The organism is Candidatus Rokuibacteriota bacterium, from assembly GCA_016209385.1.
GTDB lineage: Bacteria > Methylomirabilota > Methylomirabilia > Rokubacteriales > CSP1-6 > JACQWB01.
The window spans coordinates 1-12585 of sequence record JACQWB010000233.1; the positions used below are offsets into that span (position 1 = coordinate 1).

Below are 12585 nucleotides of genomic sequence, written 5' to 3' on the forward strand. Positions count from 1 at the left end.
ATACAAGAATCGGGAAACCTTGATGGCCGATCTGGTCGGCATCGTGAACGCGGAACTGAAGGGGCTGGTGGACGCCGGCGCCGACTTCATCCAGATCGACGAGCCCGCGCGCGGCAACGTCTCGGGGGAGGAGATGGCCCGCCTCTTCAACCTGGCCACAGAAGGCGTGAAGGCCAAGCTCGCCTACCACATCTGCTTCGGCAACCGCTTCGGCCGGTCGCGCTTCAACCGCTCCTACCGTCCTTACTTCCCCGGGATCCTCAAGGCGCGGGCCGACCAGCTCGTCCTGGAGTTCGCGAGCCGCGAGCTGGCGGAGGCGGACCTCTGGCAGCAGTACCAGGACGGGCGGGAGCTCGGCGCCGGGGTCGTGGACGTGAAAGGGTTCTATCCGGAGACGCCGGAGGATGTGGCGGAGCGGATCCGGCGTGTGCTGAAGTTCGTGAGCCCGGAGAAGCTCTCCGTCAACCCCGATTGCGGCTTCGGCTGGAGCCCGCGGGGGATGTGCAACGCCAAGCTCAGGGCGCTGGCGGCGGGGGCCCAGATCGTCAGGAAGGAGCTGACCGGCAGCGGCTGATCGTCGGCCGGGATCCCCGTGGCGGCCATCGTCTCCGCGCTCCACGTGCTTGCGATCGCGATCGGCTTGCCGAGCGTCTTCCTGCGCGGCCGGGCCCTCAGAGCCCCCCTCGACCGCAACGGCCTCCGGCGGCTCTTCGCGGCCGACAACATGTGGGGGGTCGCCGCGGCGCTCGTGATCGCCACCGGGCTGCTGCGCGCCTTCGGGGGGCTGGAGAAGGGGACGCAGTTCTACCTACGCTCGACGCTGTTCTGGACCAAACTGGGGCTGTTCGCGCTCATCCTCGCCCTGGAAGTCTGGCCCATGCTGACCTTCATCCGCTGGCGCAACCGGCTCGGACGCGGCCAGGTTCCCGACACGTCGCGGGCGCACACCTTCTACGTGCTCACCCACATCGAGCTGGCGCTCCTGGTCGTGATCGTCTTCGTGGCCAGCTTCATGGCCCGGGGCTTCGGCCTGAGGTAAAGCGCGCTCCCCACACCTCGCCCGAGCTGCCGCGCGCCGAGGGCGCCGTCGGTAAGCCGCTCCGCGCCCCACAGGACCAGGCCCACGCCGATCAGGAAGAGCAGGGCCCCGACCACATGATGGTCAGGCGCCGTCGCCCAGGTGAGAAGTCCGCCAGAGTTCGAATACGAGTACGGCCCAGAGTGCCTTGCGATGGTCGTGCGCGCCGTGGATATGCTCGGTGACCAGTCGCCAAACGGCCGCCTCATCGAAGATCCCGCCGGCACGCACACGCTCGGGCGCGAGGAGCTCTTGGAGGGGCTCTGCAAGGGGGCCGCGGAACCATAGGCCGAACGGCGCTCCGAATCCCTGTTTGCGTCGCTTCAGGGTCTCGGGTGGCAGCCGATCGGCGAGCGCTCGCTTCGGCAGCGCCTTCCACCGATGGAACCCGGTGAGCTTCAGGTGGGATGGGATGCGGCCGAGAAACTCGACAAACGTGTGGTCCAGGAAGGGTGCTCGAAGCTCGAGCCCGACCGCCATGCTGGCGCGGTCGGTGTTGGCCAGGTTCTGGCCCGCCAGGTAAAGCTTGCAGTACTGATAGATCAGACGGGCGGTCGGATCATCTGACACGCAGCCGTCAAGTGCCGCCTCGATATCCGCATACGCGTCGAAGCCGCCCAGTGCCGCACGCGCTTGCGGAGAGAGCAACAGCGAGTGTCGGTCCGGCGGTAGACCGCCGAGCAGCGCCTGGTTCCGCGCCTCGCGGCGGTACTCGAGGGCTCGGAAGAACTCACGCAGCGGTTCGGGCGTGGCCTGGACCCGCTCGGCTACGCTCCGGAGCCCCTGTCGCACCGCGCGTGGAAGGCGGGCGAAGGCATCGTGCCACCACGCGGCCGCCATCGTGAGGTAGCCGGCGAAGAGCTCATCGCCGCCATCACCCGTGAGCGCGACGGTCACGCTGCCCCGGGCGGCGCGGGAGAGGAGGTACAGGGGCACGAAGCTCATGTCGGCGATGGGCTCATCGAGGAGCGCGCCGAGCCGCGGCAGCACGCGACGGGCATCGTCGGCGGACACCTCCAGCTCTTCGTGCCGCGTCCCGAACCGCGCTGCCACGATCCGCGCGAACGGACGTTCGTCGTACTCACTCTCGGCGTAGCCCACCGAGAACGTTCGGATGCCCGCGCGCAGCCCCGCGGCCGTTGCCGTGATGGCGGCCGAGTCGATCCCGCCACTCAGGAAACAGCCGAGGGGGACGTCGCTGTTGAGTCGAAGCCGGACAACCTCGTCCAGGCGTCGGGCAATCTGGAGGCACCAGGTGGGCTCGTCGATCGCGGCCTCGGGCTTGAACGGGACGTCCCAGTAACGCTGGACCGAGAGCTTTCCGTCGGTCGCGGTCAGGGTATGCGCCGGTCGAAGCTTCAGGACGTTCTGGATGATCGAGTGCGGATCCGGAACGTAGTCGTACGCGAGGTAGCGGGAGACACCTTCGAGGTCCAGTTCCCGGCTCACGGCGGGGTGAGCGAGTACGGCGCGTAGCTCCGAGGCGAAGACGAGGCATCCCTGCGCTCGCGTGTAGTAGAGAGGTTTCTCGCCCATCCGGTCGCGGGCGAGGAAGAGCTGTTCCCGACGCCGATCCCATAGGGCGAACGCGAACATGCCATTGAAGCCTTCGGGGCAGTGCTCGCCGTACTCCTCCCAGGCGTGCACGATGACCTCGGTATCCGAGCGGGTCTTGAATCGATGCCCGAGGCTGATGAGCGACTGCCGAAGGGCTGAGAAGTTATAGATCTCACCGTTCAGAACGACATGGACGGAACCGTCCTCGTTCGCGATGGGCTGGTCGCCGGTCAGGAGGTCGATGACCCGCAAGCGTGCGATGCCCAGGCCGACGCGGCCGTCCACGTGGTAGCCGACGGCGTCGGGACCCCGGTGTCGGAGGCCGGCGACCATGCGCTCGAGCACGCTCCGGTCCGCACGCTCCCCGGGCGGCGCGACGAACCCAGCGATCCCGCACATACCCTATGCCTCTGGGGCCGAGGTAGGCATACCGCGAACCAGCGATCGTCGCTCCGCGAGGACCGTGAACCCGAGGCCGATCCATGCAGCTTCACGCACCCGCCTCACCAGGCTGAAAGACAAACCGGTCGCGGCTTCCAGCCCGAGCGCGAGGAAAATCGCGACGTGCCCCCCTTCCAGCACACCGAGATGGGCCGGTACGAGAAAGGTGGCAAAGCGAATGCCGGTCCCGAACGCCTCGATGACCGTCGCGGTCGTGAGAGAAACCGGCACATCGAGGAAATGCAGGATCACGTACGTCTCTAACGCACTGAACACCCAGCCCAGGAAGTGACAGGCGATGGACAACAGGAGGCGGCGCCGCTGAGACTTGTAGAACCCAGAAAGTCCGGCGTTCACCCTTCCCAAGGTTTGCCCGTGTTCCTTGCCTAGCGGGAAACCCAGCCACGCGAGCCCACGGCTGGTCGCGGCGAGGCCACCCTTCAGCTGGACGAGCACGAAGCCTCCGACGGCGGCGACTTCCAACGCGAGGAGCCATTGCATGGCGCGCATGAGTGGCGAATTAACTGGAAGGGCTCCCCACGCTGCGACGATGCCGAGAAGCAAAAAGAGCCCCTGGGCGATCGTTATGGTTGTCTTTGCCACGATGACTGACGGAAGACTCTCCTCGTACGAGACGTGGGGCCGGAGCAACCACGCCTTCACGCCCTCGCCACCGACCGATGCCGTCGGCGTCGTTGCGTTAAAGGCCTCGCCGGCGAGCCTGGCACGTAGCAACGGGAGGAAGGAGACTCGGTCGTGGGCGAATGCAAACCGCCACCCTAGAGTGTCGAATATCGTTACCAGGGAAAAGGGAAAGCAGAGGACGATGAGCAGACGCCAGGAGAGGCGAGCGAAGGATGAGAGTATAGCCATCGGCCCAATCTCGAAAACGAGACCGCCGAAGAGCGCAAGCCCGCAAACCAGGAGAATCAGGTGAACGATCCCCATGCGTCTGCCGTCAGGAGGTGATGCCGCCGCCGATGAATGACTGGGTAGCATGCGTCTTCGCTCGTGTCTGCTTTATGCTCGCCTCGTGCTCAGCTGGCCGGACCCTTCCCCACCGGCGATGGAGCCGGCCGTGCTGGCCCCGCTGGACTAGGTGCCGTGGGTTGGGGACAGACTTCGAACGGGCTAGGACAATCGGCGGCGGCCTCGACGGCCCCCCCCGAGGCCTCCCCCAGGAATCGGCTGCGCGGGCGGAGCCCGCGCTCGAAGGGCATTACTCCGACACGCTGCTAGGCGAGCGGCGGCGAGCGGGGCGGGACCGCGGGGACAGGAACCAAGACTGCCGGCCGTTCGACGAGAACCAGGGCGATCCCGCTCAAGGATGAGGAGAAGACCGGCGGCGATGACGGGACGAGAGCAACGAGCTCAGGACCCGTGTGCCAAGGACTGGAGATAACGCCATCATCATCGCCGTTCAGGATGCCATGAGGTAGTGGTGTCTCGACCGAAACAAAGAGGGCCAGCGGCCCCAGGACGAGAACCCAGCCCAGGATGAGCCAGGCGAGCGCTCGGGATCGGGCTGTCCGTTCCAGCACGGGCCCACTATACACGGGGCGGTCCCATCCGTCAATTCACGCACCTGTTCAGGACATACGAGCGAGTTAGGGCGCCGAGGGCAGAGCATCGCTGTCCGCGACGTGGTGACAGACGGGGCACCCTTCCTCCGCCATGGTAGCCAGGAGCACGATCTCCTGGTATCCTGGCGGAGTTTTATTCTGGTTCATTCAGCCTTCTCTCCGGACCCCGCTTCCGCTTGCGCTCGCAACCGATCGAGCTCCTTCCGGAGCTCCTCGACTGTCTGCTCGAGCAACCGGGTGGACGCCTGTTCGCCCGAGAGGTTCATCTCAAGCACCTTTCGGTCCTCGAGCACCCGCCAGAGCCGGTAGTGGAGGACGGCGGCCCGGCTCGAGACCTCGCTGAACTGGTCGCTGAGCTCCTTCACCCGCAGCTCCAGCTTCTGCTTCTCGAACCGAAGCATCTCGAGATCTGAGGTTGAGGTAGGCGATTGCTCAGGCGGAACCGGTGGCGTCGGGAGGAACTCAGCGCCAGCGGGGCGCCGGCTATGAAGCTCGTTGCCGAAAATGCCGGGAGCACCAGCCAGCAGCTCGATAGCCAAACTCCAGGACCGGCCTTCCACGTCAGAGAACGGCTCCGTGGTGCGATAGTCGTGCTTGGCGACGAAGCTCTTCAGCTCGGCCTGAAGGCGCTGCCATTTCGTCTCGATCCGTTCCAGGACCGTTGCCAGGTTCGAGTGGCCGGCCCCGAGCTCGGCGAGCCGGACGACATGGGGGAGGCAGAGCCCGGTCGAGCGGTCAAAGGCCCGGTCGAACTGGAGATCGCCGATGAAATCCAGGATGGTGAGAAGATAACGTTCCTCAGCGTCCCGACCGACCTGGCAGCCGGGACAGACTGTCTTGCGCTGCCAGAGCTGGAGCAGCGGCATCCGGGGAACGCGGCCGACAATCTGGAAGAGCCACCCTATGGTGAGCCGGCCCCGACGGGGCCTGCCTCGCAGTCCTCGAAGCCGACCGAGGGCCCTGCTCAAGAGATCCTCGGAGATGATGCCGATCCCGAGGTTGCTGTGAGGGATCTCTCGGGTGAGCCACGCGTGCCAGCTGCAGAACCCCCAGGAGGCGTGGAGCGCCTTACGGGTCCCGGGATCGTTCACCTGCTCGTAGAGGAGCGCGTCGAGGTACCGGATCGCGTCCTCCTTAAGGCAGCGGCAGACCGGGCATCCTTCCTGCCCGCTGGCCTCGATCAGGCGAAAGAAGCCGACGAACTTGGAAATCATTCGCCTCCCCGCTGGACGTAGTTCTTGCGCTTCAGCTCAGCCTCGACCAGCAGGTCCATGCGTCCCGGAGAGGCCCCCCCAAATTAAAAAAACTCCCGCCGAAGGATCGCTTCAGTAGGAGTCATCAGCCCGTTGAAGGCGGGCGGTTACGGGGCGAACTCCATCGCCCGATGCTCTATTTGTACCGGCCCGAGTCCTCGCCTGTCAAGGAGATTGTCGCGCGCCCGCACGATCGGGACGATGCGCGGGAAGCGTCGGGGGGCGTTTGACAACCGAATCCTCGGCCTGCTAGAATCCGCGCGCTGTGCAGAAGCACTTGAGGGTCAAGTCCAAGATCTGGGTTGAGGCGAACGGCCGCCTGATCTTCTCCGACGGACGGCTGGCCCTTCTCGAGGCGGTGACGGAGCTCGGGTCTCTCAGGCAAGCGGCTCACCGCCTTCGCATGTCCTACCGGGCCGCGTGGGGGCTCCTCAAGGTGAGCGAAGAGGCCCTGGGGGTGAAGCTCCTGGACGTGCGGATCGGCGGAGCGAACGGCGGCGGCGCGACGCTCACGCGGGAAGCCCGGGATCTGATCCGCTGCTACCGCCGCGTGAAGAGCCGGGTCAACCGGACTGCCGACCGCGCCTTCGGCCGTGCCTTCGGCGCTTCTTTTTTCTGGAATCGTTATGTCTGATCTGACATAACGGCCGGGGCTCGCTCGCATGCGCGCGTGGATCGGTGGAAACCGCTACGACCGGTTCGAGTTGGCCGGCGCCTTTGGTGACCTCGGCACCCTGGTCCCGTTTCTCGTGGGCTACATCACCATCAGCCGGCTGGATCCGGTCGGGGTGCTGGTGGCCTTCGGCCTGTTCATGATTCTGACGGGGCTCTATTTCAAGAGTCCGCTCCCGGTCCAGCCGATGAAAGCCATCGCCACGGCCGCCATAAGCCGCCCGGACCTCTTCACCCCGGGAGCGATCTGGGCGTCGGGCCTGTTCACGGGCGTCTTCTGGCTCGTGATGGGACTTACGGGAGCCGTGAACTGGATCGCGAAGGTGACGAGCCGGCCGGTGGTGGCCGGCATCGTCCTCGGCCTCGGCCTCAGCTTCGTCGTGCAAGGCGCCCGGATGATGCAAGGGCAACCGCTGCTGGCTCTGGCCGCGGTCGTGCTGACCTTTGCCCTCCTCTCGAACGAGCGATTCCCGGCCATGCCGGCGCTGCTGGGGTTCGGCCTCGTCGTCGCTCTGGCGCAGCGGCCCGGGCTCGTGGCAGAGCTCACCCGGATGTCGCTGCGGGTTCGACTCCCTGAATTTCCCCTGGCGCGCCTGACCGGGACGGACTTGGTTACCGGGATCGTGTGGCTCGGCCTTCCCCAGGCCGCGCTCACCCTGGGCAACGCGATCATCGCGACCGTGCAGGAGCACAGCGCCCTGTTTCCAAACCGGCCGATCTCGGTCAGGGCGGTGACCCTCAACCACGCGACCATGAACCTGTTTGGGAGCGCCATCGGCGGCGTCCCGATGTGCCACGGCGCGGGCGGGATGGCCGGGCACGTTCGCTTCGGCGCCCGGACCGGCGGGGCCGTCGTGATGCTGGGCGCGATTCTCCTGCTGATCGGCCTGGCGCTCGGCAATTCGGTCGGGACGCTCTTCAACCTTTTCCCTCCGGCGATTCTCGGCACGGTGCTCCTGTTCGGAGGATTGGAGCTGGCGGCATCGGCGCACCACCGAGCCGAATCCCGCGGGGACCGTTACGTGATGGTCCTCACGGCCGGCCTCGCCCTTTGGAACATGGGCGTCGCATACCTGGCAGGGATGCTCCTCTGGGTGGCGGTCGACCGCGGGTGGCTCCGGCTTTGAGGCGCTCGCGCTGCCGCGCGGGCGCGCTCCTGCTTCTTCTCGCCCTGGCAGGGAGCCCGGCCGCGGCTCAGCCGAGCGTCGTGATCCTGGCCACCACGACCAGCACGCAGGACTCCGGGCTCCTCGACGTCCTGGTCCCGCTCTTCGAGAAGCGCTCCGGCTACACCCTGAAGACGATCGCCGTCGGCACCGGGCAGGCGCTCGTACTCGGGGCGCGCGGCGAGGCTGATGTGGTTCTGGTCCACGCGCCAGAGCTCGAGGCGAAGTACATGGCCGAGGGCAAGCTCCTGAACCGCCGTCTGGTCATGTACAACGACTTCGTCCTTGCCGGGCCAGCGGAGGATCCCGCCGGGGTGAGGGCGGTGAAGAAGGCGGTCGAGGCGTTCAGGCTGGTCGCCAGGAGCGGATCGAGGTTCGTCTCCCGGGGCGACAACTCTGGCACGCACACCCTCGAGAGGAGGCTCTGGAAGCTCGCGGGGGTCGAGCCCAAGGGGGCCTGGTACATCGAGTCCGGTCAGGGCATGGGCGCCACGCTCGTGATCGCCAACGACCGGAACGGCTACACGCTGAGCGACCGGGCCACGCACCTGGCGTTCCAGCGGCGCCTGAAGCTCGCGATCCTGCTCGAGGGTGACAGGCCCCTCGTCAACCTCTATTCGGTGCTGGAGGCGAGCCCTTCGAACGGTCCCCGGGTCAACGCGGCCGGAGGCAAGGCCTTCGCGAGCTTCCTGGTGTCGGCTGAAGCCCAGGCGGTGATCAAGACGTTCGGCGTCGAGAAATATGGGCGGTCGCTCTTTGTCCCCGTCGCGGGCATCCGCTTCCTCGGAGGGGGGCTCCGCCCCCCTTCCGAACCTCCCCCGGAGATTGCGCCGGCCGGGTACCCACGCCGGAGGCGTGGGTGGGCGCTCGAAGGGAGGATACCGAGCCATGACCAAAGGTAGTCCACTGAGCGAAGCGGAAATCGGAGGATAAGATGGAGCTGATCTGGGAAGGCATGGCGCAGGCCCTCCGGCTCATCCTGACCGGCGACCCCGAGGTGCTCGGGATCACCTGGCTCTCGCTCCAGGTCTCTGGCGTCGCCACCGGGATCTCGCTGCTGGTCGGGATCCCGCTGGGCAGCCTGATCGCGCTCACCCGGTTCGCGGGCCGGAGCTTCGTCGTCAGCCTTATCAACACCGGGATGGGGCTCCCGCCGGTGGTGGTGGGGCTCTTCGTCTCGATCTTCCTCTGGCGGAGCGGCCCGCTCGGCTTCCTCGAGCTCCTCTACACCCCGACGGCCATCGTGATCGCCCAGTTCGTCATCGCGGCGCCGATCGTGACCGGGCTCACGCTGGCCGCGGTTCAGCAGATCCCGCCCCAGTTCCGCCTCCAGATGCTCGCCCTCGGCGCCTCGCGCGTCCAGCTCGTCTGGATGCTGCTGCGCGAGGCGCGCCTCCCGATGCTGGCGGCGGTGATGGCGGGCTTCGGGGGCGTCATCTCGGAGGGCGGCGCCTCGATGATGGTGGGGGGCAACATCCGGGGGCAGACCCGGGTCCTCACCACCGCCACGGTGCTCGAGACCGGCAAGGGGAACTTCGACCTCGCGATCGCGCTCTCGGTCCTCCTCCTCGTGATCACCTTCCTCGTGAACTGGGCCCTCACCTGGATCCAGCAGCGCCGCCGCCCAAGCTGATAGCATCGCTGCACCCCGGGACAGCCTTCGTCCCCTCCCTTGTTGTCAGCAGAGTGAAGGCCGTATACTCCTCTCAAATCGAAACGGGCCCGGCCAGCGCCGAATGCCTGCCAGTGGAAGCTTGGCAGAGGAAGTGGTGGACGAAAAAGCCACGAGAAAAACTTTAATCGACAATGCTCTGGAGGTAGCCGGCTGGTCCCCCATCGTGCGCTACCTCCCCGGGGCCTCCTATGACACTGCGGCCGTCGAAGAGTACGAGACCGCCGAGGGTCCGGCCGATTACGTCCTGTTCCACCGGGGCGAGGCGCTAGCAGCCGTTGAGGCCAAGAAACTCGGCCTGGGCCCCCAGAATGTCCTTGTTCAGGCCCAGCGATACGCCAGGGGATTCCGCGGCGGGTCGTTCAATTTCGAAGGCTTCCGGTTGCCGTTCATCTATTCGACGAACGGTGAGACTTTCTGGTTCCAGGACCTGCGGGAACAGGAAAGCCGTTCCCGCCAGGTAGCGAAGTTTCACACCCCATCAGCCCTCCGAGAATTTCTCGGCCGCGCCGCCGCCGCCGCGGGTGCCTGGCTCAGGGACCATCCCAGTGATAATCCGCTCCTGCGCCCCTACCAGCGCGACGCAATAGCGAGTGTCGAGGAGGCCCTCCTCGCGGGGAAGCGCCGGATGCTTGTCGCCATGGCCACGGGCACCGGGAAGACGTTCACCACCATCGGGCTGATCTATCGGCTCATGAAGTCCGGCTTCGCCCGGCGCATCCTATTCCTCGTGGATCGCCGAGCTCTCGCGGCCCAGGCGGCCGGAGCGATGGCGATCTTCGAGCCCGAGCCAGGTCTCAAGTTCGACCGGATCTACGAGGTGTTCAGCCAACGCTTCCGCCGGGAGGACCTCGAAGAGCAGTTCAAGTTCGATCCCAAGGTCCTTCCTACTGAGTACCTGACCGCCCCCAAACCCAGGGATGCCTTCGTTTACGTCTGCACCATCCAGCGAATGCGGATCAACCTCTTCGGCCGCGAGGATGCCTTCGGCGCCGGCAGGGAGCCCGGTGACGAAGAGCCCGACGCTGACGCCCTGGACATCCCCATCCACGCCTTCGACTGCGTCATCGCCGACGAGTGCCACCGGGGCTACACCTCGGCCGAAGAGAGCAAATGGCGTGAGGTTCTGGATCACTTCGACGGGGTCAAGATCGGGCTGACCGCCACCCCTGCCGCCCACACGAAGGCATACTTTCGCGACATTGTCTTTCGCTACGAGTACGAGCGGGCTGTCCATGAGGGTTACCTGGTGGACTACGACGCCGTCCGCATTCACTCGGACGTGACCATGAACGGCGTCTTCTTGAAGGAGGGGGAGGAAGTCGGCCTCAAGGACACGGAGACAGGGCAGCTCACTTTCGATATCTTGGAAGACGAGCGGCTCTTCCCGGCAGAAGACCTTGAGGAAAAGCTGACCGCTCCGGATCGGAACAGGAAGATCGTCAAGGAGTTTGCGAAATACGCCCGCGCCCAAGAGACCGAACGGGGGACATTCCCCAAGACCCTCGTCTTCGCCGTGAACGACTTGCCCCACATTTCTCACGCCGACCAGCTCGTGGAGATGCTACGCGAGGAGTTTGGCAAAGGGGACGCGTTCGTCCAGAAGATCACCGGCAGTTCGACGGTGGACCGCCCCCTTCAGCGCATCCGGGAGTTCCGGAATCGGCCGAACCCAGGGATCGTCGTCACCGTTGACATGCTCTCGACCGGCGTGGACATCCCACGCCTGGAGAACATTCTCTTCCTCCGGCCGGTAAAGTCCCGGATACTCTTCGAGCAGATGCTCGGCCGCGGCACCCGGCGCTGCGATGAGATCCACAAGACACACTTCACGGTCTTCGACGTCCTCGGCGTGCTTGAATACTTCCGAAGGGCGAGCGTGTTCACCGTCGATCCTCCCTCTAAACCCGCGAGACCCATCCGGGAGATCATCGAAGCGATCTTCAACAACCGGGACCGGGACTACAACGTGAGAGTTCTGGTCAAGCGGCTGCATCGGATCGCTAAGCAGGTCTCGGCGGAGGGCCGAGCTCAGTTTGCCGCGCTGCTCTCCGGCCAGGACATCGGCGATTTCGCCCGCTCCCTGCCTGAGCGCCTGGAGCAAAACTGGTCGGAGACCATGGCCGTGCTGCGAAGCGAGGCCCTTCTGGATTTTCTGGAGAACTACCCCAGGGCAAAGCGGACGTTCATTGTCGCCGAGACGGTGGAGGACTTGGTGGTATCCGAGTACCTCTTCAGGACGGCTGATGGGCGAGACCTGAAGCCGGAAGACTACCTGATAGTGTTCGAGCGGTTCGTGAGGGAGAACCCGGATCGGATCGAGGCCATCCGCATTCTCCTGAACCGGCCGGCCGAGTTTCGAACTGAGCACCTCAAGGAGCTGCGAGAGAAGCTTGCAGCCCGGCCCGAACACTTCACCGAGCCGAACCTCCGCAGGGCTTACCAGAACGCTCTTGCCGACATCATCTCGATTGTCCGCCATGCTGCCCGGAGTGAGCCTCTGCTCGCCGCCGAGGAGCGAGTCAACAGGGCAATGGCCCGCATCCAGGCCGGCCGAACCTTCACGCCGGAGCAGGAGGCCTGGTTGGAACTCATCCAGGCCCACTTGGTCGAAAACCTCGTCATCGAGAAGGCAGACTTCAACACCATTCCCTTCTCGCGACGCGGCGCCTGGGGCCCGGCGAACGCGGCGTTCAACGGTCGGCTTGAAGAGCTCCTAGACAAGATCAACGAGGCGATGGCCGCATGAGCGACGTCGTCCAAAAACTCTGGGGCTTCTGCAATACGCTGCGCCACGATGGCATCAACTACGGCGACTACATCGAGCAGCTGACTTACCTCCTGTTCCTGAAGCTCGCCGATGAGAAGGGCCTCTCCCTGCCGGAGGGATGCGGGTGGCCCACCATCCGGGAGCGCTCCGGCACCGACCTCTTGGATCACTACGTCGAGGTCCTGCGTCGGCTGGCCAAGGAGCGGGGAATCCTGGGGGACATCTTCGCCGGCTCCCTCTCCAAATTCCGGGAGCCGGTCAATCTCAAGAAGCTGATTGCCCTGATTGACGAGACCGAGTGGACCACACTCGACGTGGACCTGAAGGGTCAGGCGTACGAGGGGCTCCTCCAGAAGTACGCCGCCGAGCAGAAGGGGGCGGGCCAGTACTTCA

11 protein-coding genes are annotated in these 12585 nt (G+C 65.6%); 8 read left to right on the forward strand and 3 right to left on the reverse strand.

Translation table 11 applies throughout. From position 1 onward, the window contains the following. Both HY726_17365 and HY726_17370 read left to right on the forward strand, forming a co-directional pair. On the forward strand, positions 1–574 hold a 574-nt coding region (locus HY726_17365), incomplete at its 5' end, for a methionine synthase (GenBank protein MBI4610766.1). 12 nt (positions 575–586) lie between these two features. Next, a complete protein-coding gene (locus HY726_17370) occupies positions 587–1039 on the forward strand; it encodes a DUF2214 family protein (GenBank protein MBI4610767.1) in 453 nt (150 codons plus the stop codon). A 123-nt stretch (positions 1040–1162) separates the two neighbouring features. Here HY726_17370 and asnB read toward each other — a convergent pair whose 3' ends face one another. The 3 genes from asnB to HY726_17385 form a co-directional block, all read right to left on the reverse strand. Beyond that, positions 1163–3034, reverse strand: coding sequence for an asparagine synthase (glutamine-hydrolyzing) (gene asnB, locus HY726_17375; protein ID MBI4610768.1), 1872 nt, complete (start codon positions 3032–3034; stop codon positions 1163–1165). A gap of 3 nt (positions 3035–3037) precedes the next feature. Then, the gene (locus tag HY726_17380; GenBank protein MBI4610769.1) at positions 3038–4024 is read right to left on the reverse strand and encodes a flippase-like domain-containing protein; all 987 of its coding nucleotides are present in this window, start codon (positions 4022–4024) and stop codon (positions 3038–3040) included. A gap of 778 nt (positions 4025–4802) precedes the next feature. Continuing rightward, a complete protein-coding gene (locus tag HY726_17385; protein ID MBI4610770.1) occupies positions 4803–5873 on the reverse strand; it encodes a hypothetical protein in 1071 nt (356 codons plus the stop codon). Positions 5874–6189: 316 nt separating this feature from the next. Here HY726_17385 and HY726_17390 point away from each other — a divergent pair, with 316 nt between their 5' ends. From HY726_17390 to HY726_17415, 6 genes are all read left to right on the forward strand, one after another. Continuing rightward, a complete protein-coding gene (locus tag HY726_17390) occupies positions 6190–6546 on the forward strand; it encodes a LysR family transcriptional regulator (protein MBI4610771.1) in 357 nt (118 codons plus the stop codon). Between the two features lie 28 nt (positions 6547–6574). Beyond that, the gene (locus tag HY726_17395) at positions 6575–7711 is read left to right on the forward strand and encodes a sulfate transporter (protein ID MBI4610772.1); all 1137 of its coding nucleotides are present in this window, start codon (positions 6575–6577) and stop codon (positions 7709–7711) included. Next, positions 7708–8652, forward strand: a complete 945-nt coding sequence (locus tag HY726_17400; protein MBI4610773.1) for a substrate-binding domain-containing protein — start codon at positions 7708–7710, stop codon at positions 8650–8652. The genes HY726_17395 and HY726_17400 overlap by 4 nt, the downstream gene beginning before the upstream one ends. 32 nt (positions 8653–8684) lie before the next feature. Further along, entirely contained in the window at positions 8685–9383 is a 699-nt protein-coding gene (locus HY726_17405) for an ABC transporter permease (protein ID MBI4610774.1), read from the forward strand. A gap of 103 nt (positions 9384–9486) precedes the next feature. Further along, complete coding sequence (locus HY726_17410) at positions 9487–12171, forward strand: DEAD/DEAH box helicase family protein (GenBank protein MBI4610775.1); 2685 nt, start codon at positions 9487–9489, stop codon at positions 12169–12171. Then, on the forward strand, positions 12168–12585 hold a 418-nt coding region (locus HY726_17415), incomplete at its 3' end, for an SAM-dependent DNA methyltransferase (GenBank protein MBI4610776.1). The genes HY726_17410 and HY726_17415, both read left to right, overlap by 4 nt.

What these genes read in the sequence shown, in the direction of transcription:
- HY726_17405 (MBI4610774.1), top strand. Translation starts at nt 8,685, where the DNA reads ATGGAGCTGATCTGGGAAGGCATGGCGCAGGCCCTCCGGCTCATCCTG.
- HY726_17385 (MBI4610770.1), bottom strand. Translation starts at nt 5,873, where the DNA reads ATGATTTCCAAGTTCGTCGGCTTCTTTCGCCTGATCGAGGCCAGCGGG.
- asnB (MBI4610768.1), bottom strand. Translation starts at nt 3,034, where the DNA reads ATGTGCGGGATCGCTGGGTTCGTCGCGCCGCCCGGGGAGCGTGCGGAC.
- HY726_17395 (MBI4610772.1), top strand. Translation starts at nt 6,575, where the DNA reads ATGCGCGCGTGGATCGGTGGAAACCGCTACGACCGGTTCGAGTTGGCC.
- HY726_17410 (MBI4610775.1), top strand. Translation starts at nt 9,487, where the DNA reads ATGCCTGCCAGTGGAAGCTTGGCAGAGGAAGTGGTGGACGAAAAAGCC.
- HY726_17380 (MBI4610769.1), bottom strand. Translation starts at nt 4,024, where the DNA reads ATGGGGATCGTTCACCTGATTCTCCTGGTTTGCGGGCTTGCGCTCTTC.